This window comes from Pseudomonas sp. FSL R10-0399, from assembly GCF_009600165.1.
GTDB classification, from domain to species: domain Bacteria; phylum Pseudomonadota; class Gammaproteobacteria; order Pseudomonadales; family Pseudomonadaceae; genus Aquipseudomonas; species Aquipseudomonas helleri.
The window spans coordinates 1-23,820 of sequence record NZ_WIWK01000097.1; the positions used below are offsets into that span (position 1 = coordinate 1).

The 23,820-nt window shown below is 59.0% G+C and carries 22 protein-coding genes and 1 pseudogene; 9 read left to right on the forward strand and 14 right to left on the reverse strand.

Annotated features, from left to right (window positions below; all coding sequences use genetic code 11):
- Positions 1-159: 159 nt before the first annotated feature.
- From GHO41_RS22400 to GHO41_RS22445, 10 genes are all read right to left on the reverse strand, one after another.
- Positions 160-1,236 (reverse strand): ABC transporter substrate-binding protein, encoded by a 1,077-nt coding sequence (locus GHO41_RS22400; RefSeq protein ID WP_178126557.1) that lies wholly within the window; start codon positions 1,234-1,236, stop codon positions 160-162.
- A 136-nt stretch (positions 1,237-1,372) separates the two neighbouring features.
- Positions 1,373-1,951 (reverse strand): TetR/AcrR family transcriptional regulator, encoded by a 579-nt coding sequence (locus GHO41_RS22405; RefSeq protein ID WP_153434698.1) that lies wholly within the window; start codon positions 1,949-1,951, stop codon positions 1,373-1,375.
- A gap of 407 nt (positions 1,952-2,358) precedes the next feature.
- Complete coding sequence (locus GHO41_RS22410; RefSeq protein WP_153434699.1) at positions 2,359-3,114, reverse strand: helix-turn-helix transcriptional regulator; 756 nt, start codon at positions 3,112-3,114, stop codon at positions 2,359-2,361.
- Between the two features lie 234 nt (positions 3,115-3,348).
- Positions 3,349-3,876, reverse strand: coding sequence for an inorganic diphosphatase (gene ppa, locus GHO41_RS22415; RefSeq protein WP_016779241.1), 528 nt, complete (start codon positions 3,874-3,876; stop codon positions 3,349-3,351).
- A 102-nt stretch (positions 3,877-3,978) separates the two neighbouring features.
- Positions 3,979-4,791 (reverse strand): zinc-dependent peptidase, encoded by an 813-nt coding sequence (locus GHO41_RS22420; RefSeq protein ID WP_123751699.1) that lies wholly within the window; start codon positions 4,789-4,791, stop codon positions 3,979-3,981.
- Positions 4,792-4,804: 13 nt separating this feature from the next.
- Entirely contained in the window at positions 4,805-5,452 is a 648-nt protein-coding gene (locus GHO41_RS22425) for a DedA family protein (RefSeq protein WP_048367677.1), read from the reverse strand.
- A 266-nt stretch (positions 5,453-5,718) separates the two neighbouring features.
- Positions 5,719-6,519, reverse strand: a complete 801-nt coding sequence (eutC, locus tag GHO41_RS22430) for an ethanolamine ammonia-lyase subunit EutC (RefSeq protein ID WP_153434700.1) — start codon at positions 6,517-6,519, stop codon at positions 5,719-5,721.
- Between the two features lie 2 nt (positions 6,520-6,521).
- Positions 6,522-7,922, reverse strand: coding sequence for an ethanolamine ammonia-lyase subunit EutB (locus GHO41_RS22435; protein WP_153434701.1), 1,401 nt, complete (start codon positions 7,920-7,922; stop codon positions 6,522-6,524).
- A gap of 52 nt (positions 7,923-7,974) precedes the next feature.
- Positions 7,975-9,423, reverse strand: coding sequence for an ethanolamine permease (gene eat / locus GHO41_RS22440; protein ID WP_048367672.1), 1,449 nt, complete (start codon positions 9,421-9,423; stop codon positions 7,975-7,977).
- A 195-nt stretch (positions 9,424-9,618) separates the two neighbouring features.
- Positions 9,619-11,139 (reverse strand): aldehyde dehydrogenase family protein, encoded by a 1,521-nt coding sequence (locus GHO41_RS22445; RefSeq protein ID WP_048367671.1) that lies wholly within the window; start codon positions 11,137-11,139, stop codon positions 9,619-9,621.
- Between the two features lie 339 nt (positions 11,140-11,478).
- Here GHO41_RS22445 and GHO41_RS22450 point away from each other — a divergent pair, with 339 nt between their 5' ends.
- The 5 genes from GHO41_RS22450 to GHO41_RS22470 all read left to right on the forward strand — a co-directional run bounded on the left by GHO41_RS22450 (position 11,479) and on the right by GHO41_RS22470 (position 16,795).
- Positions 11,479-13,386 carry a sigma-54-dependent Fis family transcriptional regulator gene (locus GHO41_RS22450; protein WP_153434702.1) on the forward strand — a complete coding sequence of 636 codons (1,908 nt, stop codon included), beginning with the start codon at positions 11,479-11,481 and terminating at the stop codon, positions 13,384-13,386.
- A 131-nt stretch (positions 13,387-13,517) separates the two neighbouring features.
- A complete protein-coding gene (mpl, locus tag GHO41_RS22455; RefSeq protein ID WP_048367668.1) occupies positions 13,518-14,867 on the forward strand; it encodes a UDP-N-acetylmuramate:L-alanyl-gamma-D-glutamyl-meso-diaminopimelate ligase in 1,350 nt (449 codons plus the stop codon).
- Positions 14,864-15,493 (forward strand): flavin prenyltransferase UbiX, encoded by a 630-nt coding sequence (ubiX, locus tag GHO41_RS22460; protein WP_153434703.1) that lies wholly within the window; start codon positions 14,864-14,866, stop codon positions 15,491-15,493. Before mpl ends, ubiX begins: the two co-directional genes overlap by 4 nt.
- Entirely contained in the window at positions 15,486-15,773 is a 288-nt protein-coding gene (locus GHO41_RS22465; protein WP_153392434.1) for a YceK/YidQ family lipoprotein, read from the forward strand. Before ubiX ends, GHO41_RS22465 begins: the two co-directional genes overlap by 8 nt.
- Before the next feature lie 167 nt (positions 15,774-15,940).
- Entirely contained in the window at positions 15,941-16,795 is an 855-nt protein-coding gene (locus tag GHO41_RS22470) for a hypothetical protein (protein WP_153434704.1), read from the forward strand.
- 67 nt (positions 16,796-16,862) lie between these two features.
- Here the strand turns inward: GHO41_RS22470 and GHO41_RS22475 are convergent, their stop codons facing one another.
- Together GHO41_RS22475 and GHO41_RS22480 are read right to left on the reverse strand one after the other, a co-directional pair.
- A complete protein-coding gene (locus GHO41_RS22475; RefSeq protein ID WP_048367662.1) occupies positions 16,863-17,504 on the reverse strand; it encodes an oxidoreductase in 642 nt (213 codons plus the stop codon).
- A 61-nt stretch (positions 17,505-17,565) separates the two neighbouring features.
- The gene (locus GHO41_RS22480; protein ID WP_153434705.1) at positions 17,566-19,248 is read right to left on the reverse strand and encodes a C13 family peptidase; all 1,683 of its coding nucleotides are present in this window, start codon (positions 19,246-19,248) and stop codon (positions 17,566-17,568) included.
- Positions 19,249-19,434: 186 nt separating this feature from the next.
- Between GHO41_RS22480 and GHO41_RS22485 the strand changes: the two genes are divergently transcribed.
- From GHO41_RS22485 to GHO41_RS22495, 3 genes are read left to right on the forward strand one after another with little or no spacing between them, the layout of a single operon-like run.
- A complete protein-coding gene (locus GHO41_RS22485; protein WP_048367660.1) occupies positions 19,435-19,797 on the forward strand; it encodes a CidA/LrgA family protein in 363 nt (120 codons plus the stop codon).
- Positions 19,794-20,510 (forward strand): LrgB family protein, encoded by a 717-nt coding sequence (locus GHO41_RS22490; protein ID WP_153374137.1) that lies wholly within the window; start codon positions 19,794-19,796, stop codon positions 20,508-20,510. The genes GHO41_RS22485 and GHO41_RS22490 overlap by 4 nt, the downstream gene beginning before the upstream one ends.
- 10 nt (positions 20,511-20,520) lie before the next feature.
- A complete protein-coding gene (locus tag GHO41_RS22495) occupies positions 20,521-21,111 on the forward strand; it encodes an LON peptidase substrate-binding domain-containing protein (RefSeq protein ID WP_123751706.1) in 591 nt (196 codons plus the stop codon).
- A gap of 256 nt (positions 21,112-21,367) precedes the next feature.
- On the opposite strand, the gene GHO41_RS22500 is transcribed toward GHO41_RS22495, so the two are convergent.
- On the reverse strand, positions 21,368-22,684 hold the full coding sequence (locus GHO41_RS22500; RefSeq protein WP_048367656.1) for a bifunctional DedA family/phosphatase PAP2 family protein: 1,317 nt from the start codon (positions 22,682-22,684) through the stop codon (positions 21,368-21,370).
- A gap of 107 nt (positions 22,685-22,791) precedes the next feature.
- Entirely contained in the window at positions 22,792-23,484 is a 693-nt protein-coding gene (locus GHO41_RS22505; protein WP_153434706.1) for a DNA-3-methyladenine glycosylase, read from the reverse strand.
- 160 nt (positions 23,485-23,644) lie between these two features.
- On the opposite strand from GHO41_RS22505, the pseudogene GHO41_RS22510 reads away from it, so the two are divergent.
- Positions 23,645-23,820 (forward strand): annotated as a pseudogene (locus tag GHO41_RS22510) (gamma-glutamyl-phosphate reductase); the annotation flags it as partial.

The following is a 23,820-nucleotide window of genomic DNA, read 5'->3' on the forward strand; positions in this document are numbered from 1 at the left end:
GGAGTTGGCCGTCCAGCCAGCCGACCTGCACGGCCAACTCCCACGCACCGATCAACAGCGCCCAGGCCAGGAGAAACCACAGGGTGTCACGCAGCGCGTGCAGATACCGCGACGGGCGCCGCGCCTCGACCGGCGGGTTGAGGGTCAAAATGCTTTCGCTCATCCCGTCACCTGAGCAGCCGGTTGATGGCGCAGGTCGAGTACCGCGTCGATCGGGTTATCGGTGAAGTAGCCCAGCTCGACCAGATACCCCGCGCCGCGCTTGAGGCCCGCCACGCCCACCGGGCTGATGACCGGGTTGGGCGACTGGCGCGCCAGGGCCACTTTGAGCACGTCATTGGACACCCCGTACACCGGCTGCAACTGCTGCACAGCGCCGTCGAAATCGGCTTTCATCGCATTCGCCGAGGCTTGCAGCAGCTCCAGATAACGCGTGAGCAGCGGCCCTTGTTCTTCGCTGGTCCGCACTTGGGTGGTGATCACGCAGTCGGCGGCTTCCGGGCCCCACACCGCATTGGAGTCGCTCAAATAGCGCGCGCCGGTGGTGCTGACCACGTTCTGTGCATACGGCTGGGCCAGGGTGCAGACGTCCAGACGGCCGTTGGCGATGGCTTCGCCCATGCCGGCCATGCTTGGGAAAAAGGTCATTTGGTAATCGTTATAGGACTTGCCGTGGCGCGCCATCGAGCCGTAACCCACCAGTTCCAGGGTGTCCAGACGCAGCGTGCCGACGCGCAAACCGCTGCCTGCAGCGTCAATAAATTCGTCAAGGCTGGCCACCGAGCCGTTGCGTGCCACCAGCTCGATCCCGCCTTGCCCGGAGCCGCCGATGATGCGCAGGTCTTGCGTGCCTTTGGCATAGGCGGCTGCGGTCATGGTCCAGGGGCCGTGCATCAAGTCCAGACGCCCGGCCAGCAACGCCTGCAACGCATCGCTCGGGCTGTTGAACTGGGTCAATTCGACCTGAATGCCTGCCGCAGCGAAGTCACCGCGCAATTTCGCCAGCAGCAAATGCGAGACACAGCCCGCGGGCATGTGCCCGACGCGCAACAGCGGCCCGCCGGTGGCAGCTTCGACCTTACTGGCTGCGGCCAGCAGCGCGGTGCCCACACTGCTCAAGGCCAGCATGCCGCAGCCACAGGCACACATGAACGAGCGGCGGCTCAGATTGGGCTGGAGTGCGGACGTCGCTCGGGCGTCAGAAGTGGAGAACAACCGCTGGAAAAAATCTCGCATCACACGCATCCCAAAACAGGTAGACCGATCGTTCTCGGCAGGCGTGCGAAGTATGTGAGATCTGCAATATAAGCAGAACTAATTTTTTAGCCTTAGCTTAGTTCTGTATGGAATAAGTGAGGCCGAGAGGCTCGGTCTAGACGGCTTTCGCCTCGCGCAGCAGGATCAACAAAATCGAGCGCGCCACCTGCGCACTCTGCGCATTGCGCGTGACCATCGCGGTGGCGATGGCACCGTCGATCAACAGCGCAATCTGCTGCGCCATCCACGCCGGATCACGCAGGCCAGAGGCCACGGCCAGCGCCTCGATGCGGGCATGCACCCGATCAAAATGCTCCTGGGCCAAGTCCCGTACCCAACTCGAAGACTTATCGTGTTCTGCCACCGCATTGGTGAACAGGCAGCCGAAAAAGCGCCCGCTGGCGAACCACGCCTCCAGCAGATCAAACAGAAAAATCAGGCGCTGCTCCGGATCATCCGTGTGCTGGGGCAGCGAATGATCAAACCAGCCAAACCACATCGCCGCCTCGCGATCGAACACCGCGCGCAGCAGATTCTCCTTCGAGCCATAACTCTCATACAACGTACGCCGCGCGACCTTGGCCTCACTGAGCAGACGAGAAACGCCCGTGGCATGAATGCCCTCACGGCAAAACAACCGCCGGGCACTCTCCAGCAAACGCTCCTTGGCAATGGTCGGGTGTGTACTTTCCATCAAATCAATTCCGGCTGAATCAAGTGGGGGGCTGCGTACAGGGTAATGAGTGGGGGGGGATTAGGGAAGGATTTGGGGGGCGAAAAGGCAAGTCAAAAGATCGCGAGGCAAGCTCGCTCCTACAGTTTTGGGCCGTAGCAGCTTTTTATTTCAGACATTAAAAAGCCGGCTTGTGGCCGGCTTCTCGGGGGCGGGTTTGGTTTGTTTTTGGCAAACCGTACTCGCCTTCAAATCGGGGCGACCAGCGCGTTGGGCTGGTGTGGGGCATGGCCGCTTTTTGCGGCGGCCCCTGCAATCCGGCCTGCCTGAGCAAGGGGTTGCGCGAGTGGGGCGAAGCATACTGGGAATCGGTTGCATTTCCCAGCACAAATTCCTCTTGTGGCTTCGCTGGTTCGCGCGCCAAGGCTCTATTCCAACAGTTTGCACGGCACTGGCGGGCGACGTTTATTGAGGGTGGACCACCAGAATACCCAGCCCAATATGCGTATGCGTTGTTCTTGTATCTGCGCCGCACCGTAGAGTTCGTCCGGGAATTCTTCGTGGTTGTGGCTGCGTAGGCGTAAACCATTGCTGGGCTGGCGGTAGACGTATTTGATGCGCAGCATGCCGTCATGCTCAATGGCGTAGATTTCGCCGTCCACGATGTGGGTCAGGCTGCTGTCGATGGCCAGGGTGGAGCCGTCTTCTATACGTGGCGCCATGCTGTTGCCGAGCATGGGCGCGCAGATGGCCTGGTCGTGGCCGACGTCCATGGCCTGCAGGATGGCCGCGCTCAGGCGGATTTGACAGTCCATGATCTGGGCCACATGGGTTTGGCTTGAGCCGCTGGCATTTAACACTTCGTTGTAGAACGGGACGTCGATGTCATGGGGGGTGGTTGAGACGGTGTAGGGGTGAGTGCTCACGGGTTGTTTGGGCGCGGTGTTGCGTGCCGTAGGACTAATGCTGGGGGCTCCTGGATGTTTGGTGCCTTCACCCGTGCGCAGCCAACGGCTGTTAACGCACAACAGTTCGGCGATTTCGTCCAGTCGGGCCATGGGTATACCACGCTTGAACCAGTTGTTGACGTGCTGCGGCGTAACGCGGCGATTGGCGGCGAAGTCCGAAGCGGATAAATGACACTCCCGCAGGAGGGTTCTGAGGCGATCACCGGATGTATTCATGAATGCGGAGTTTACGGAGAAGACAGCACTGTTTAAATAAACTAAACGTTCAAAAAAAACGGTGAAAAAGAGACATTTCCCTGAGCTAAAAGGAGATTTCTTACAGTATGTCGGTTCTCGTGCAAAACCGATGAACGGGCTGTGTTGCGGGTGTTTAGAAGGCAATAAAAAACCCCGGCAAGCCGGGGTTTTTTGAGTGCGTCGGGCGGGCTGAAAACGCCTGCCGGTGTGCACTTAGCCTTTGTAGGCAGCAACCGATTTGGTGATCTCGGCGCGGGCAGCTTCTGCGTCGCCCCAACCTTCGATTTTTACCCACTTGCCTTTTTCGAGGTCTTTGTAGTTCTCGAAGAAGTGCTGGATCTGCTGGATCAGCAGCGGTGGCAGGTCGGTGTACTCTTTCACGTCAACGTACAGCTGGGACAGCTTGTCGTGAGGCACAGCTACTACTTTGGCATCGCCGCCGCCGTCGTCAGTCATGTGCAGAATGCCGACTGGACGCGCGCGGATAACCGAACCTGGAGCAACCGGGTAAGGGGTTACTACCAGCACGTCGAGGGGGTCACCGTCGTCAGCCAGGGTGTTCGGGATGAAGCCGTAGTTGGCCGGGTAGAACATCGGGGTCGCCATGAAGCGGTCAACGAACAGGCAATCGCTGTCTTTGTCGATTTCATATTTGATCGGCGCGTGGTTAGCCGGAATCTCGATGGCGACGTAGATGTCATTCGGCAGGTCTTTGCCAGCCGGAATCTTGCTGTAGCTCATTGGGCGGTGCCCCCGTGTGTAGGCCAGTTTACTTGGCCGATGTGGCCAAAAAGTGGCGGCGATTATAGGCGTATTCCTGCAACCACGTCACGTCTGGCGGTATCAGTGATGTGCACGGTAATCCGGGTGTTCACTCTGTAGCCTGCGTAACCGGGCCAGGGTGTCTTGCCGGTAAAACAGGCTGAGCTGCTTATACACCAGCGGATAGACATGGTGCAGCAGGTCGGGTGCGCTAAAGAAGTACTCGCTGGTGACGGCAAAAAATTCGGCCGGGTTTTCAGCGGCGTACGGGTCTATGGGCGCGTGGTCCGGGTTGTGGTGGTCCAGATAGTGGTTGAGGTGGTCGAAGGCTTGCTGCATGTCCTTCGTCCAGTCAGTCACTTGCATGTTGCTGTGCAGCGGCGGCATGCCGTTGGCGGCGCCGTTGAGCATGTCCAGCTTGTGCGCCAGCTCGTGAATGACCAGGTTGTAACCTTCCCAGTGACCACTGGCCAGTACGCCCGGCCAAGCCAGAATCACCGCACCGTGCTGCCAGGCTTCACCGCTGTGATGGCCTTCCCACACGTGTTCTACGCCGCTGGAATCGCGGTGGCGCTGGGGGCTGACGAAGTCATCGGGGTACAGGACGATTTCATGAAAGCCCTGATACCAGTCCAGATCGCCCAGATTGAGCAACGGCAGTTGCGCCTGGGCGGCGAGCAGCAGCTCGCCTTCTTCGGTCAGCTCGACGCCGGGCATGGGCGTCAGGTGTTTTTGCTTGAGGAACAACACGCTGCTTTCGCGCAGCCATTTGTCCTGCGCGTCGTCCAGCCCGTCAAGAATACTCAGGTGTTGGCGCACGTCATGCCAGACGTCCTCCGCCACCGGGTGCTGCGCCAGAATCCGCTGGCGTCTCCATTCACTCAGCGACCACATTGCCGTTCTCCGATCAGGCTTTGGAAGGGCTGCGTCCGAAACGGCTGCGTACTACACCAATAATCATTGGCACCAACGACAGCACGATAATGCCCACCACCAGCAACGACAGGTTGGTTTTGATGAACGGTACGTTACCGAAGAAGTAACCCAGGGTGACCAGGCCGCCGACCCACAGGATGGTGCCGAACACGCTGAACATGAAGAAGCGCGGGTAGAACATGCGGGCCACACCGGCCACGAACGGCGCGAAGGTGCGGAAGATCGGCAGGAAGCGCGCCATGGTCACGGTTTTGCCGCCATGACGCTCATAGAAGTCGTGGGTTTTTTGCAGGTAGTCGCGACGGAAGATCTTCGAGTCGGGGTTACTGAATAAGCGTTCCCCGGCCGTTCGTCCGATGACGTAGTTGGTACTGTCACCCAGAATCGCCGCCAGCATTAACAGTGCGCCCAGCAATACCGGGTCCATGCCACCGCCCGCGGCAACGGCGCCGGCGATAAACAGCAACGAATCACCCGGCAAAAATGGCATGACCACCAGCCCGGTTTCACAAAAGATCACCAGAAACAGGATGGCGTAAATCCATACACCGTAGTTTCTTACCAGCATGTCCAGGTACACATCGAGGTGCAGGATAATGTCGATAGGGTTGAAATCCATGTAAGGCACCTGTCTTGATGACCCGGCTCAGCAGGTCTGTGCGGGGGAGTAGGTAGTTAACTACAACGAATGTAGTTTTTTCGTACATTCTGGTTCCGGGGGATTATACGGATTGAGACAAATTGTGCTGCTTGAGTTTGTAGCGAAGCATGTATTAGTTGTGCTTGACCAAACGTGCAGGAGCGAGCTTGCCTCGCGATCTTTTGTTTTTGAAAGATCAAAAGATCGCGAGGCAAGCTCGCTCCTACACAGGGTTTTGCGCGTGATTACGCGTCTTTTAGCAGGAAGTTTTCGTTGGGCGCGGCCACGTCCAGGGTCTGTACCTGGGCTTCGTCCTTCAAGTTGACCCCCGACAACTGCCGCCGACAGGCCTCGCGCATCAGGTACGCCAGCCGATGAGCGGCCATGCCGTAACTCAAGCCTTCGAGCCTGACGTTGGAGATGCAGTTGCGGTACGCGTCGGTCAAACCCACTTTCGGCCCATAGGTGAAGTACAGCCCGAGGCTGTCCGGCGAGCTGAGCCCCGGGCGTTCACCAATCAGCATCACCACCATCTTGGCGCCCAGCAGTTCGCCAATCTCGTCAGACACCGCGACCCGGCCTTGTTCTACCAGCACCACCGGCGACAGGCTCCAGCCTTCAGTGCTGAAGTGCTCTTGCATGCGCGTTAAAAAAGGCACGGTGTGACGATGAACCGCCAACGCGGACAACCCGTCGGCTACTACTACGACAACGTCGAAACCGCCTGTGTTGGCCTGTGCGTAGTCGCGCAACTGTTGCGCCGAGGCGTCATTGAGTTTGCGCCCCAGGTCAGGCCGTTGCAGGTAGCTGTGGCGATCACTGGCAGCGCTGTGCACCAGCAGGCTGTCACGCCCCAGTTCAGCAAATTGGCTGCTCAGCCCGGCATGATCAAACGGCAAATGCACCGCGTCCCGCGCCTGGGCGTGAGCAAATTGAAAGTCCAGTTGCGCCTGGGTCGGCATGCTCGTGCCGGTGCGCCCCAGCGCAATGCGTGCCGGGGTCAGGCGGCGCAGTTCGAGCCACGGGTTAAGGGTGTCTGTGGTCATGCTCAGCGCCCTCCCAAATGTGCCAGCGCCTGACGGAACGCAGGCGGCAATTGATGACCAAATTCAATCCGGCCATCGTTCTGGGTGAAAATTCCGATCTGGCTCAGCCAGTGTTCGAACTCGGGTGCAGGCTTTAACCCCAAGGTTTTTCGGGCATAGAGTGCGTCATGAAAGGACGTGGTCTGATAGTTGAGCATGATGTCGTCCGATCCCGGAATGCCCATGATGAAGTTGATCCCGGCCACGCCCAGCAGCGTCAGCAGGTTGTCCATGTCGTCCTGATCGGCTTCGGCGTGGTTGGTGTAGCAAATATCACAGCCCATCGGCACGCCGAGCAACTTGCCGCAAAAGTGGTCTTCGAGCCCGGCGCGGATGATCTGTTTGCCGTTGTACAAGTACTCGGGGCCGATAAAACCGACCACGGTGTTGACCAAAAAGGGCTTGAAGTGCCGGGCCACGGCGTAGGCGCGGGTTTCGCAGGTTTGCTGGTCAACGCCGAAGTGCGCGTTGGCCGACAGCGCGCTGCCTTGCCCGGTCTCGAAGTACATCAAGTTGTTGCCCAACGTGCCGCGATTGAGGCTCAAACCTGCTTCGTAACCTTCTTGCAGCACATTCAGATTAATCCCGAAGCTGGCGTTGGCCGCTTCGGTGCCGGCAATCGACTGAAACACCAGGTCCAGCGGCACGCCACGGTTGATTGCCTCAATGGAGGTGGTGACGTGGGTCAGCACACAGGACTGGGTCGGGATGTCATAGCGCTGGATGATCGCGTCGAGCATGTTCAGCAGGTCGCAGATCGAGGCGATGCTGTCGGTGGCCGGGTTGATGCCGATCATCGCATCGCCATTGCCGTACAGCAGACCGTCGAGAATGCTCGCGGCAATACCGGCCGGGTCGTCGGTAGGGTGGTTGGGTTGCAGGCGGGTCGACAGGCGCCCGCGCAAGCCCATGGTGCCGCGAAACCGGGTGACGACGCGGATCTTCTGCGCCACCAGAATCAAATCCTGCACGCGCATGATCTTCGACACGGCCGCGACCATTTCCGGTGTGAGCCCAGAGGCCAATGCGCGCAGCGTGTGTTCGTCGGCGGCGTCACTGAGCAGCCAGTCACGAAAGCCGCCCACGGTCAAATGGCTGACCGTGGCAAAAGCCTGTCGATCATGGCTGTCGATGATCAGCCGGGTGACTTCGTCGGACTCGTAAGGGATCAGCACTTCTTGCAAGAAGTACGAGAGCGGGATGTCAGCCAATGCCATTTGCGCCGCGACGCGTTCGCCATCATTGGTCGCGGCAACACCGGCCAGAAAGTCCCCGGAACGGGCCGGGCTGGCTTTGGCCATGACGTCTTTGAGGCTGTCAAAACGGTAGGTCTGTGTCCCCACCGCGTGAGAAAAAGTTGCCATACAAGGTGCTCCTTAACGCCAGACGCGGTGCGCCTGGCGGGTTTCTCAGCGACTAGTGCAAGGATTGCTCAGCCTGTTGGATGGCTGCGAATTCCTCTTCCGGCGTACCGGCCACCAAATGGTGTCGACTGTAAAAAGCAAAGTAGGCAATTAATACGCCATAGATCACCGCAGCGCCAATCACTACGCGCGGATCCACCAGGAACCCGGCGACCACGGCCACGCAGGCCAGCACCAAAGCGGTGCCTGAAGTGACAATACCGCCCGGCGTGCGATAAGGACGCTCCATTTTGGGGCGACGAATGCGCAAGGTAATGTGCGCAGCCATCATCAGCACGTACGAAATGGTCGCGCCAAACACCGCCACCAGAATCAGCAAGTCACCCTGACCGGTCAGGGACAGGCCAAAGCCGATAATGCCGGGGATGATCAGCGCCAATACCGGGGCTTTGCTCTTGTTGGTTTCAGACAGCTTGCGTGGCAAGTAGCCTGCACGGGACAGGGCGAAGATCTGACGCGAGTAGGCGTAAATGATCGAGAAGAAGCTGGCGATCAAACCTGCCAGGCCGACCAGGTTGACGAAGCTGCCCATCCAGGTTGAGCCGCCATAGGCTTTGCTCAGTGCCTCAACCAGTGGGTTGCCCGAGGTCATCAAGTGGTGGGCGCCAGCGCCGCCCGGGCCGATGAACAGGATCAACAGGGCAAAGGTCGCGAGCACCAGCATCGCGCCAATCAGGCCGCGGGGCAGGTCGCGCTTGGGGTTTTTGGTTTCTTCGGCGGCCAGCGGCACGCCTTCGACCGCGAGGAAAAACCAGATCGCATAGGGGATCGCCGCCCACACGCCGACATAACCAAATGGCAGGAACGAACTGGCGCCCTTGGCTTGGGTGACGGGGATGTCCAGCAGGTTGGCGACACTGAAGTGCGGCACCATCGCGACCAGAAACACGCCCAAAGCAATGGCGGCCACGGCGGTGATGATGAACATCAGCTTGAGCGCTTCACCGACGCCGAAGATGTGGATGCCGATAAAGATGATGTAGAAGGCCAGGTAAATCATCCAGCCGCCGATGCCGAACAGCGACTCGCAATACGCCCCGATAAACACCGCAATGGCGGCGGGGGCGATGGCGTATTCAATGAGGATGGCGGTGCCGGTCAGAAACCCGCCCCACGGTCCGAAAGCGCTGCGGGCAAAGCCGTAGCCGCCGCCTGCGGTGGGGATCATCGATGACAGCTCGGCCAGCGAGAAGCACATGCACAAGTACATGGTGGCCATCAGCAGGGTGGCGATAAACATCCCGCCCCAGCCGCCTTGAGCCAGGCCGAAGTTCCACCCGGCGTAGTCGCCGGAGATCACGTACGCCACGCCCAGGCCCACCAGCAGGACCCAGCCGGCAGCGCCTTTTTTCAGTTCACGTTGTTGAAAGTATTCGGAGCCGACTTTTTCAAAATCGACAGAGGAGTTTGCTGCAGGAGCCGCATTGGGTTCGCTAGGCATTTCAGATCACCTGTTCTTTTATAGTTTGGAAAATTTGACAGGGAACAAAGCAAGAGCCGGGCCACAGGCCCGTTTTAGAGCGTCAGGTACCTCTGTGGGAGCGGGCTTGCTCGCGATGGAAGCGACTCGTATCAGTCTGATAGACAGAGCCGTCTGTATCGCGAGCAAGCCCGCTCCCACAAAGTGGTAGGGCGGTTAGAAGAAGCCCAGCGGGTTGATGTCGTAGCTCACCAGCAGGTTTTTGGTCTGCTGATAATGGTCGAGCATCATTTTGTGGGTTTCACGGCCAACACCGGACTTTTTGTAGCCACCGAACGCGGCGTGCGCCGGGTACAGGTGGTAGCAGTTGGTCCACACGCGGCCCGCTTTGATCGCACGGCCCACGCGGTAGGCGCGGTTGATGTCGCGGGTCCACAAGCCGGCGCCCAGACCGAACTCGGTGTCGTTGGCAATTGCCAGTGCTTCGGCTTCATCCTTGAAGGTGGTGATGCTGACCACCGGACCAAAGATTTCTTCCTGGAACACGCGCATTTTGTTGGTGCCCTTGAGCAGGGTCGGCTGGATGTAATAGCCGGTCGACAGATCGCCTTCGAGCTTGGCCACCTGGCCGCCGGTCAGCAGTTCTGCACCTTCGTTTTTGGCGATTTCAAGGTAGGACAGGATCTTGTCGAATTGCTGCTCGGACGCCTGGGCGCCGACCATGGTGTCGGTGTCCAGCGGGTCGCCACGTTTGATCGACTCGACTTTCTTCATCACCACTTTCATAAAGTCGTCGTAGATCGACTCCTGAATCAGTGCGCGTGACGGGCAGGTACACACTTCGCCCTGGTTGAAGAACGCCAGCACCAGCCCTTCTGCGGCCTTTTCAATAAAGGTCGGCTCGGCCTGCATGATGTCGGCGAAGAAGATGTTCGGCGATTTGCCGCCCAGCTCGACGGTCGACGGAATGATGTTCTCTGCCGCGCATTTCATGATGTGCGAACCCACCGGCGTCGAGCCGGTGAAGGCGATTTTGGCGATGCGTTTGCTGGTGGCCAGCGCTTCGCCCGCTTCCTTGCCGAAACCTTGCACCACGTTAAGCACGCCCGGTGGCAGCAGGTCGCCGATCAGTTCCATCAGCACGGTGATGCTCAGCGGGGTTTGCTCGGCCGGTTTGAGCACGATGCAGTTACCGGCGGCCAATGCCGGGGCGAGTTTCCAGGCGGCCATCAGCAACGGGAAGTTCCACGGAATGATCTGCCCGACCACGCCCAGCGGCTCGTGGATGTGATAAGCCACGGTGTTGCCATCAATCTCTGCCGCGCTGCCTTCTTGTGCACGAATGCACCCGGCGTAGTAGCGGAAGTGGTCGGCCGCCAGCGGCACGTCGGCGTTCAGGGTTTCACGCACGGCTTTGCCGTTGTCCCAGGTTTCAGTCACGGCCAGCAGTTCGAGGTTTTGCTCAATGCGGTCAGCGATTTTCAGCAGCACCAGCGAGCGCGCCTGCACGGAAGTCGCGCCCCAGGCATCGGCTGCGGCGTGGGCGGCATCCAGGGCTTTTTCGATGTCTTCGGCAGTGGAACGGGGGAATTCAGCGATGGGCTTGCCGTTAACCGGCGAGGTGTTGGTGAAGTACTGGCCTTTGACCGGTGCCACGAATTCGCCGCCGATGTAGTTACCGTAGCGGCCCTTGAATGTGATGACCGAGCCTTCAGTACCGGGTTGTGCGTAACGCATGGAGTGTCTCCTTGGCTTTATTGTGCTTATGGGAGGACGCGCTGTGGCGCTGCCCCATACCGGAGCAAAGGCTGGGCCAAATAGCGCAAGCCCTTGTAAGCCGGGGCTTGCAGGTTTTCAGGGGTGGGCTGAAGCAGGGCGAGTGTGACAAGGCTGGTACAGCGTGGGTGACAGGTTGTGTCAAAAATGGCACAACAAGTGACCGACGGGTCAGTTCGAGATTGCAATGCATCGAGCGCAAGAGGATGCTGGCTGTTCGGTTTGGACTGAGTCCCATGCGTCGCACAGGCTGGTTTTTTGCGCGGTGGGGTCGTCGTGACAGAGCGGAGAACAATAAAAATGCACAGTACCGATTTAAATCGGCACGCCCGACAAGTCATCAATGTCATTCAGGGCCGCCCCCAAGGGTGTGACCCTTCTATCATTCGCTCCTGGCAGCGTTGCCTGGAGGACTACCACCTCGATCCCGCTCAAAACATCGCCCCGACGGTGCTCGAACACAGCCGCATCCTTGAGGGACGCGAGCGTCTGCAGCAGGTGCTGCAAATCGCCGGGCACGAAATGAACAGCCTGCATCAGCAGTTATCGGGCGCTGGCCATGCGGTGCTGTTGACCGATGCCCGCGGGGTCATCCTCAACTGCATCACCGCGCCCACGGAGCGCAAAGTCTTTGAGCATGCAGGTTTGTGGCTGGGGGCCGACTGGAGTGAAGCCCGTGAAGGCACCAACGGCATCGGCACCTGTCTGGTAGAGCGCCAGGCCCTGAGCATTTATCAGGACGAGCATTTTCGTGGTCGTCATACCGGCCTGACGTGTTCGGCCAGCCCGGTGTTTGATCCGCATGGCGAATTGCTGGCGGTGCTGGACGTGTCTTCGGCGCGCCATGAAGCCTCGCGCCAGAGCCAGTTCCACACCATGGCGCTGGTGAACCTCTCGGCCAAGACCATCGAAAGCAGTTACTTCCTGCGCCAATACGAACACCAGTGGTTGCTGCGCTTTCATTTACAGGCCGAATCGGTGGGCCTGTTCAGTGAAGGCATGCTGGCGTTTGACGGCGATGGCGTGATCTGTGGCGTCAATCAAAGTGGCCTGAATTTGTTGGGGCAGACCCGCAGCGGTTTGCTCGGGCAAGCGGTGGACAGCATTTTCGATTGCAGCGCGGATGAACTGTTCGCCCGCGCCAGTGTGCAGGCCACGGCCAGTTGGCCGCTGCGCAGCCGCGATGGTCGCCTCTTGTTTGCCGCCCTGCGTGGCCAGCCTCGCGCAATACCGGTGTTGGTGGCGCCAGCGCCTGCGCCGGAGCGGGTGCCGCCGGGCGGGATTTGCTTGGGTGATGAAGCCCTGCAAAGTGATTTTCGCCGGGCACTGCGGGTGTTTGAACGTGATGTGCCGTTGTTGATCAACGGCGAAACCGGCTCAGGTAAAGAGGCCTTTGCCAAGGCTGTGCACCAGGCCAGCCTGAGGGCCAGCAAGCCGTTTGTGGCGCTGAACTGCGCGTCGATCCCCGAGAGCTTGATCGAAAGCGAGCTGTTTGGTTATCGCGGTGGCAGCTTTACCGGGGCACGCAAAGAAGGCATGCAGGGCAAATTGCAGCAGGCCGATGGCGGAACGCTGTTTCTGGACGAAATTGGCGACATGCCGCTGGTGCTGCAAACCCGTCTGTTAAGGGTGCTGGAGGACCGGGTGGTGGTGCCGATTGGCGGCGAGCCGCAGACGGTAGACGTGCGAATTGTCAGCGCGACCCACCGCAACTTGCTGGAGCGAGTGGCCGACGGCAGCTTTCGCGAAGACTTGTACTACCGCCTCAATGGCCTGGAAGTAGGCTTGCCGGCATTGCGTGAGCGCACCGACAAATCCCAATTGCTGGACTTTTTGCTGGCCCAGGAAGCGGGCGGGCAGCGGCTGACGATTAGCCCGGCGGCTCGTCAGGCGTTGCTGCACTTTCAATGGCCGGGCAACGTGCGCCAACTGCGCAATGTACTGCGCACCTTGGCGGCGTTGTGTGAAGGCGAGGTTATCGAGTTTGGCGACTTGCCCGTGGCGATTCGTCAGGGGCCGCTTAAACCGCTGCCACCTTGCTCTGACAACCCGCTGGAAGACGCCGAAAAACTCGCCTTGCTGGCTGCGCTGGAACAACAGCGCTGGCACATGACCCAAACCGCCGCGCAGTTGGGTGTCAGCCGCAATACGCTATACAGAAAGCTGCGCCGGCATGGGATTAAAGCAGCGGCAAGCGGCAAGCTTTAAGCCGCAAGCAAAAGCAGTGCAGAGCCAAGCCAGAGCGGGCACCTCGACCGCTCTGGCTTTTTCTTGTCGCTTGAGGCTTGCCGCTTGCTACTTAAAAACCTACCCTTCGCCGATGATTTACGAGGTCGACTATGCACATTCATATTCTTGGTATTTGCGGCACTTTCATGGGTTCGCTGGCGGTATTAGCCAAAGAACTGGGCCATCACGTTACCGGTTCCGACGCTAACGTCTATCCGCCGATGAGCACCCAGCTGCAAGCTCAAGGCATTGAATTGACTCAAGGCTACGACCCGCAACAGCTCGATCCGGCGCCGGACCTGGTGGTCATCGGCAACGCGCTGTCACGGGGCAACCCGGCGGTTGAGTACGTACTTAATAAAGGCCTGCCGTATGTGTCTGGCCCGCAATGGCTGGCCGATCACGTGCTGCAAGGGCGCTGGGTGCTGGCCGTGGCCGGTACGCACGGCAAAACCACTACCAGCAGCATGCTGGCCTGGGTGCTTGAACACGCGGGCATGGCGCCGGGCTTCTTGATCGGCGGGGTGCCGCAGAACTTTGCCGTGTCGGCCCGTCTGGGCGATACGCCGTTCTTCGTGGTGGAGGCCGATGAATACGACAGCGCATTCTTCGACAAGCGCTCAAAATTTGTTCACTACCGCCCGCGCACCGCGATCCTCAATAACCTTGAGTTCGATCACGCTGACATCTTCCCGGACTTGCCAGCGATTGAGCGGCAATTCCATCACTTGGTGCGCACCATCCCCGGTGAAGGCCTGGTCATCCACCCGACCACCGAGCCTGCCTTGCAGCGAGTGATCGAGATGGGCTGCTGGACCCCGGTGCAAACCACCGGCGAAGGCGGTCAATGGCAAGCCAAATTGCTGAGTGAAGACGGCTCGCGCTTTGAGGTGCTGTTTGAAGGCGTTGCCCAAGGCATCGTTGAATGGGACATGACCGGCCAGCACAACGTCGCCAACGCCCTGGCAACCCTGGCCGCCGCGCGCCATGTGGGCGTGGTGCCGAGTTTGGCGATCGACGGTTTGAGCGCCTTTAAAAGCGTGAAGCGCCGTATGGAAAAAGTCGCTGAGGTGCAGGGCATCACTATTTATGACGACTTTGCGCATCACCCGACGGCGATTGCCACCACGCTGGACGGCCTGCGTAAACGCATCGGCGATGCGCCGTTGATCGCCGTGATTGAGCCGCGCTCCAACTCCATGAAGCTCGGTGCCCACCGTGACGGCTTGCCGGGCAGCGTGACCCAGGCCGATCACGTGGTCTGGTACGCACCGCCTAACCTCGGTTGGGACCTGGCCGCGACCGTGGCTTCAAGCTCGGTACCGACGCGGGTGTGTGATTCGCTGGAGGCGATCATTGCCGATGTGAAAGCCCAGGCCAAACCGGGCACCCACGTGGTGATCATGAGCAACGGCGGCTTCGGCGGCCTGCATGGCAAGCTGGCGGAAGCGCTGCAATGAGCGGCCCGGAACGCATTACCCTGGCCGTGACCGGCGCGTCGGGCATGCCCTACGCGTTGCGGCTACTCGACTGCCTGGTGCGCGAAGATCGCGAGGTGCACTTTCTGATCTCCAAGGCCGCGCAATTGGTGATGGCGACTGAAACGGACGTTAACTTGCCACCCAAGCCACAAGCCATGCAGACCTTTCTGACCGAATACACGGGCGCTGCCGCAGGGCAGATCCGCGTTTACGGCAAGGAAGACTGGATGTCGCCGGTGGCGTCCGGGTCTGGAGCACCGGCGGCCATGGTGGTGGTGCCGTGTTCGACGGGTACGTTGTCAGCGATTGCCACAGGCGCTTGCAACAACCTGATTGAGCGGGCCGCGGACGTGACACTTAAAGAGCGTCGCCAATTGATTCTGGTGCCGCGTGAGGCGCCGTATTCCAGTATCCACCTGGAAAACATGCTCAAGCTGTCGAACATGGGGGCCGTGATATTGCCCGCATCCCCTGGCTTCTATCACCAGCCGCAGACCATTGATGACCTGGTGGACTTCATGGTCGCGCGCATTCTGAATCTGCTTAATATCCCGCAAGACATGCTCCCGCGTTGGGGCGAGCACCATCTGGGCAGTAGTGACTAAGGCTCTGCTGGCCCTATGGGTGCTTATCCAGATCGGCGGCTGCGCCAGCGTTCGTACGCTGGACGCTGCCAAGCCGGGAGCGCCGATTGTCTATTCCGGTACGCGGTTGGACTGGTATGCACTGCAAGGCGGGTGCTGTGCGCAGGATCGTTTTGGCGCTCAGGCGCCGCGCTATCCAGGGCTGGACCTGCCCGCCAGCGCTGTACTGGACACAGTGTTGCTACCGTTGTCGGTGCTGACCGTTTTAGGCGTTGGGGTGAGTGCAACGGGCGGGCTTTAATATATTGTTTTTTTGCGCGGCTATAACCGATATATTTTTTAATATATATATGGCGGGTCTTTTTTTATCATGGGCTAACGTTTAATTGGCAAGCCGGTACACAGTCAGTGCGTCGGTGCTTTTGCTGTTTCTCAGGATGAGGAGCACTTACTGATAAGGATATGAATGTGACAGTTGCATTGAGCGATATAAAGTTAAGCAGTTGGATGGCAGATAGTTTTGAATCTATTAAAAATTTGACCTTGAAAGAGTTGAGTTTTCCGGGGGCGCACAATAGCGGAATGGATAGAAAAGCGCGTATTTCCGATATGTGGCGAACGTGTCAGTACGATTCGTTTCGTTATCAGATGGATAATGGCATTCGTGTGCTGGATATTCGCTTGGCCTACTATGCGGGGACATTGGGATGGCATGGAGAAAAGTATGCGCATAGGCATGATATTAACTCCGGGCGTCATTTGCATGAAACCTTGATGGCCATTGAGGCGTTTCTTGAGCGCAACCCTGAAGAATTCATTATTGTCGACTTCCATGAGATCAGTCCGGCTCATTCGGTACCTGTGCCCTATGAAGAGTTAGCGGCTTATATTCAAAATCGCTTCAAGGACAAGTTATTACCCTGCTCGGCGTTGAATTTGACACTGGCTCAACTGTCGAAAAGTTACCCAGGGCGAAAAATTATTATTGCAGCCACTTCAGAGTTCAATGCCAAGGACTGGGCATGGCCAAAAATAGAGCATCAATGGATAGGTCAAAATCTGGTGTCTGCTGATGATCTCGGTCGCTTTATTGATCGGGTGATGGAATCACCGCCTTCTCATGGTTTATGGTCCATGTCGGCGACTGGATACAGTGTTATAGGACCTACCAATTTAGCGGGGGAACTTGACAGTTGGTATGCAGCCAGCAGTCCCTATCAGATGAAAAGCAATATTATTAATGTTGACTGGTTTGATAATAGCCGTTTGGTTAGAAACTGCATTGAGACCAATATTGAAAAAGGTCGACGCAAGGTTAGTTGAACACGATAGAAACAGGTATGAGGCTGGCAAATCCGCTATGCCAGCCTCATGGTGATGCGCACAGCGGTTATTTACCCAGCTTGCGCAACTCATCCGATTCAACCACCCGCACACCTTTTTGCTCTTCCAGCGCCAGTCGCCATAACGCTCGAGCCAGTTCACAGGCTTCGATGCCGTGGTACTTGCCCGGAATCAGCTTGGACAGCGTGCCGGCAATTTTTTCTACGGGGCGTTCTTCCTGGCGCTCGCCAATCAGCAATGACGGGCGGGCGATGGTCAATTGCGGCCAATTTTGAGCGCGCAACGATTGCTCCATCTCGCCTTTGACCCGGTTGTAGAACACTGAGGATTTTGGATCGGCGCCGATTGCGCTGATGACGATCAGGTGTTTTGCCCCCATTTCCAGGGCGCGTTTGGCAAAGGCCACGACCATGTCGTGATCCACGGCGCGGAATGCTTCTTCTGAGCCTGCCTGTTTGATGGTGGTGCCCAGGCAGCAGAAGGCCACCTCTACCGGGCCGCTCAGTTGCGGCAAGAATACGGCCGGGTCACCCACGGGGTTTTCCAGGTGCGGGTGAGCCGCCAATGGTTTGCGCGAGGGGGCCAGTACGCGCTTGATGGTAGGTTCGTTGAGCAGGCGGTCGAGCAGAAGCTCGCCGGTCAGGCCGGTGGCTCCTGCGAGCAGAATGTGCTGAGGCGTCAAGTACATGCGAGTTCTCCCTTGATACATTCAGCTTAGTCCTTCTTTGAGGGCTTGCTGTTCAACTGATTTATTGCAAAGCGCGTTTGGCTTGTTGCTGGCGCAGGCGTTGCCAGTGATTCAGCACGCCTTTTGGCGCCCACATTTGCGGCTCGGACGCCTCGTAGCCGTCAGTTTGCTCACGTTCAGCAATGGCCTCTTTAGCCAGCTTGAAGGCTTTTTGCAGGTCATCTGTCTGGTTCAGTGCTTGTGCAAACAAGGCGTTGCCGAAGTAGGTGAAGTCGGCTTCTTCAGAGCAGCCAAATGACACGCGGTCGGTGCGCGAGGCAGTCATGATCAGGGTTCTTTCATCTTTGAGCGCGGGGATAAAGCCGCCCGAATAGCACGATGAAATCACAATGACCTTGTCGCGGTTTTTCAACGGCTTCAGCGCTGCGGCGAGTTCATCGGCGGGCAGGTCTGCCAGCTCCAGACGCGGCTGATCGAGTACCAGTTCATGGTCCTGGGTGCCGTGGCTGGTCAGGTAGATAAACACCAGATCTTCCGGCCCGGTGCGCTCGGCCAGGGTTTTGGCCGCGCGGTGCAGGTTTTCACGGGTGGCCATGGGGCGGTCCATCAGATGGTCACGATGGTTGACCAGGGTGATGTGGCCGCGGCTGCCGAAACGGCTGGCGAGCATGTCCGTCACGTAGTCGGCTTCGCGCATGAAAACGCTTTGTTTGCCGTCGCCCGCGACCACCAGGCTGTACAGCTCAATGGCCGGTGTTGAGGCCGGGACCGCTTGCAGTGCCTGGTTCAGCAATTGGCCCTGGTTGAGCAGGCCCAGTTCCAGGGTATCGGGCAGCAGGCCGCCCTGGGCATCGCGAACCCGCTGGCCATTGATCCAGAAACCGCTTTCGACCGTGCCGTCACTGGCGGTCAGCGTGCCGTTGCCCTGATAGGTGTCGGCGGCAAAGTCGCCGATGTAGGTGCTGCCATCGGTCATGCTCAAATGGCCGGGGCCATTGAAGCGCCACTCGCTGAACTGGCCGCGATAGTGGCTGCCATCGACGCCGATCAGTTCGCCTTTGCCGGTCAGCGCGCCGTCTTTGAAGTCACCGATCCAGACGTCGCCGTCGGCGTTTTCATAGCGGCCTTTGCCGTTTAACTGGTTATTTTTGAACCCGCCGGCGTACTGGTCGCCGTCAGCGCTGTTGAACGTACCGTTGCCTTCGAGCTGACCGTTGACGAAGTGCCCGCTGAATTCATTGCCGGTTGAGTCGCTGCGCTTGCCTTCGCCGTTGGGCTTGCCGTTGGCAAATTGCCCCTCGTATTGGCTGCCGTCGTCCAGTTCCAGATGGCCGAGCCCGGAGAACTCGTCATCATGGAACTCACCGCGATAGCTCATGCTGCCTTCTTTGAGCGTGCCTTCGCCTTCGCGACGGCCGTTCTTGAAGCCCCCCACATAACTGCTGTTGTGGGTGGTCAGGCTGCCTTGGCCATTGAACAGGCCCTGCTCGAAATGGCCGATATAGACCTCGCCGTTGCTGCCGTGCCACTCGCCCTGGCCGTGCCATTGGCCATTTTTGAACTGGCCTGCGTACCAACTGCCGTTTGGGTAGTCGATACGGCCCTGGCCTTGCAGCAACCCATTGACCACTTCGCCCCGGTAACGGCCGCCATCAGGCAGGCGTGCGTCAGGCGGCAATAGCGATTCGCCATCGCCGCAGGCCGTCAATAGCAGGGTCAAAGCAAGGGGGGCAAGTGGGCGCATAGCGGGATCCGGATAGTTAGGCTGCCGAGTATGCCGAAGCAAAAAAAGCTGTCTATAGGGGCAGATGAAACATGCGCAGATATTGTGTTTTTCAGTACAGCTGGTAGCAGAAAGTGATCCGCTTCGGTGAGCTGTGTCGGGACGTGCTTATAATGTTGCGCGAAAAAAGAACGCTGGAGAGATGACATGTTGTTACGCGGCCTGACGTGGCTGGTGCTGTTTCAATTGCTGGGCACCGCCCTCAACCACTTGTTCATTCCGGTACTGCCCGGCCCGATTATTGGTCTGTTGCTGTTACTGGTGTATTTGCTGGTGTGCGGCCAGGTCAGCGAGCCCCTGAACGAAGCGGCCAAAGGTCTTTTGCGTTACTTGCCCTTACTGTTGGTGCCGCCTGCGGTAGGCGTGATGGTCTATGCCGCCGATATTGCAGCTGATTTTTGGGCCATCGCCGGGGCGTTGGTGTTGTCGTTGTTGATCTCCATGGCGTTCGTTGGCGTGCTGATGCAGCGCTTGCTCAAGCCTCACGCCAACCGTGAGGAGCGACCATGACTGTTGAATGGCAGAGTGCCTTGCAGTCGGTGATCCATCACCCGTTGTTTGGCATCGGCATTACCCTTGGGGCTTATCAACTGGTCCTCGCCGGGTACGAGAAAACCCGCTGGATCTTTCTGCAACCGGTGCTGGCCAGCATGCTGCTGGTAATCGGGGTGCTGGTCAGTTGCGGGCTGACCTATGACGAATACCGTAAAAGCACCGACATCCTCAGCATCTTGCTGGGCCCGGCCACGGTCGCGCTGGCGGTGCCGCTGTTCCTGAACCTGCGGCGAATCCGCCAGCTGTTCTGGCCTATTTTTACTACGCTGGTCATAGGCGGTGTGTTTGCAACCGGGTTGGTGGTGCTGTTGGCGTGGTGGTTTGGTGCCGAGCACATGGTGCTGATGACCCTGGCGCCTAAATCCGTGACCTCGCCGATTGCCATGCTGGTGGCCGAACAGATTGGCGGTGTGGCGGCGCTGGCGGCGGTGTTTGTGTTGATCACCGGGGTGATCGGGGCCATTTTCGGCCCACCCCTGTTGAACCTACTTAAGGTGCACAGCCCTGAAGCCCGTGGCATGGCGCTGGGCATGACGGCCCATGCGGTGGGCACTTCAGTGGCGTTGCACGAAGGCGAAGAGGCGGGTGCTTTTGCGGCGTTGGCAATGAGTCTAATGGGCGTAGGCACGGCGGTCTTTCTGCCGCTGGCCGTGACCCTCGTGGTGTAAGGAGGGTTGTATGAAGCTGCCATTGTTCCCCTTGAGCACCGTCCTTTTCCCGGGCTGCGTGCTGGATCTACAAGTGTTTGAAGCCCGTTACCTGGACATGATTGCCCGCTGCATGAAGCAAGGCAGCGGTTTTGGCGTGGTGTGCATTCTGGAGGGCAGCGAAACCGGCGACATCGAGCCCGATATCGCCGGGATTGGTTGTGAAGCGCGGGTGAGTGATTTCCAGAAGCAGGAAAACGGCCTGCTGGGGATCCGCGTCGAGGGGGGGCGGCGTTTTGAGGTGCTGAACACCGAGTTGCAGCGTGACAACCTGCTGATGGCCGACGTGCAATGGCTGGACGAGATCCCGGAGCAACCGTTGCAGGAAGAGGACCAGGACCTGCTGGCCTTGCTCAAAGCCCTGGCGGAACACCCGATGGTTGCCGCGTTGAACATGAACACTGAGGTTACCGGGCAACAATCATTGGCCAATCAGTTGGCCTACCTGCTGCCCTTTGCCGAAGAAGACAAACTCGACCTGCTGCAAGTGGACGACCCGCAGCAGCGCCTCGACGGGATCCAGGCCCTGCTCGAAGAGATGCAGGGCGAGATGCTTAACTGAGCCACCTCTCTTGTAGGAGTGGCCGCCCCGTCTTCGACGCCGCGCTGTCGCGCAGCAAACAGGCCGCCGAATATCTTCAGCATCCCCCAATCGGTTCCCTCTCCTACGGGAGAGGGCTAGGGTGAGGGTTGCTCTTAGATAAAGATCAAAAGATCGCGAGCAAGCTCGCTCCTACAGGGCCTTTAGAATCAATCACTTATTTTATGTTTGATAAGAGCTGTCGAGGCACGAAGGCTGCGATTTTTTAAGGCCTCGCTTAATAGGCGTAGCGCAGCAGTTCCTTGGACAAATGGCTGAGCATGAAAAAGCCATACAGCGCTGCGCACGACGGCAAGATCATCCACCAGACTTTAACCGGCACCGGCGTAAGCGTCATGTAGCGCTGGGTCAAGGCCAGGGCGAAGGCGTTGACAGTGATGGCCAGGAACGCGCCCGCCATGATGTCAGTTGGCCAATGGGCGCCCAGGTAAATCCGTGACATGGCCACGGTCATGGCCAGCATGCAGCCGATCAGCACGCAAGTAATGCGCATGCGTTGCGGTTTTTCACGGCCCGCCAGAATCGCCAGGGCCAAGAAGAACGCAAACGAGCCAGAGCTGTGGCCGCTGGGCATGCTGTAGCTGGTCAGCGGGTCGAGTAGCACGTCAGGGCGCATGCGCGCGAAGAAGTGCTTGGTGGCGGTGTTGGCAATGGCGGTAAACAGCGTGACCCCGCCAAAGAAGATCAAGGCGCGCCATTGTTTGTTGAAGAACAGCAGCGCACACACCAGAGCGGCGGCCAGCAGTTGCGTGCGGAAGTTACCGATCTGCGTCACCAGCACGGCCAGCATGTCCATGGTGCTGCTGCGATGTTCTTGCACCAGGGCGCTGATGCCCTGATCGAACGCGGCCATGTGCGTGTAGCCGAAGAACACCGCCACCAGCAGCGCCAGGCTCAGGGTGCCGATCAGTAGCGTCGCTTTGGGTTGGCGGCGGACGTTGGCGTGGATGCTCAGGCCCAGCAGGGCGGCGATGCTGACGGCAACGATGGCAGCTTGTGGCCAGAAGTTTTCAGGCAGCGGCAAGCGGATCGCCGCCCCGGTCGCCCAGCCTGGCAGCAGGTAAGCGACCGACCAGCCAGCGCCGGCCAGCAAACTGACCAGAATGAAGCGCGGCAGCGGCATGTCGCACATCCCGGCTACCATCGGCAGCATGGGTCGCAGCGGACCAATGAAACGGCCAACGATCAGGCTGACGATGCCGTAGCGCTGAAAGTAGTTTTCGGCGCCGGTCATCCATTCCGGGTGGGTGCGCAGCAAAGGCAAGCGCCGGATATTTTGATGGAAGCGTCTGCCCAGCGCGTAAGACAACATGTCGCCCAGCAAGCCGCCGAGGAAGCCCAGCAGCAGAGTCTGGCCCAGCGACAGGGCGCCGCTACCGGCCAGCACTGCGATTGCAAACAACAGCACCGTGCCCGGCACGATGATCCCGGCAATGGCCAGGCATTCCACGCACGCCACGATAAAAACGGCCAGGCCCAGCCATTGCGGGTTGGTGGTGAGCCAACTGGTAACGCTATCGAGCCATGGGCCCATGTTCAAACTTCCTTATTCCGTGCATGTAGAGATTTTGTTATCTGTAGGAGCGAGCTTGCCTCGCGATCTTTTGATCTTTAAAAAAAGATCGCGAGGCAAGCTCGCTCCTACAAGAGGGTGGTGTTTTCTAAAACGAGGTAGTCCTGTCCCTCAACCTGGCCACGGCGCAGCGGGTTGCGGGTGCAGTACGCCGCGTAGTCGGCGTCGACAAATCGGTACAGCAAATGTTCGTCACGACCGTGCGGGATGCCCAGGCGGGTGGTTTGCAGGATGCGTGACGGTCGCTCTCTGACGTCATCAACCCACAATCGTTCGCGGTCGAAACGTTTGGCATCCCATTCGCGCACTTTCAGGCCCAATGCTTTGCACAGCAGGGTTTGCCCGGCGCACAGCTTTTGCGCCGGGCGCGGCTGGCCCTTTGCGTCAGGATTATTGAGTTGCATCTGCGCCAGGCTGTCCGGGCCAGACAGCGCGTCGACCCACGGGTAGGCCGATTTGATCAGCACGGCGTTGCCGGGGCCCTGGGCGCTGAAGTTCAGCGAGTCGCCGCCGCGGGCGTAGTACATGTAGATGTGCCCGCCATCCAGAAACAAAGCCTTACGTTTTTCTGTGTAGCCGAGTGAGGCATGGCTGCCTTTTTCGGCGCAGTAATACGCTTCGGTTTCGATAATCCGGGCGCTCAGCCACAGGCCGTTGACCCGATGGCGGATGACTTTGCCCAGCAGTTCGCGCGCGACAAGCTGGGCGTCGCGGTCGAAAAAGGCGTCAGGGAGCATCGTTGGCATCGTCAGCGGGGTCATAGATGGCAGAAAAGTTACAGATCATAGCAACTCGTGCTTAATCGGGGCTGAACAGAGACTATTTGCCGTCCATTTCGACCATCCGCCTGTCACCGCTGTGCGTGAGACGGCGGGACCGCTATAATCGGCCGCTTTCCCCTCTGCCAAGACCATTGAGACCATGACTGAGTCCGTTCTTGACTACATGACCCGCCTGGGTCGCGCTGCCCGCGAAGCCTCCCGAGTGATCGGCAGGGCCAGCACTGCGCAGAAAAACCGTGCCTTGCAAGGCGCTGCGTCCGCACTGGACGCTGCCCGCGAGGAGCTGACTGCCGCCAACGAACTGGACCTGGCCGC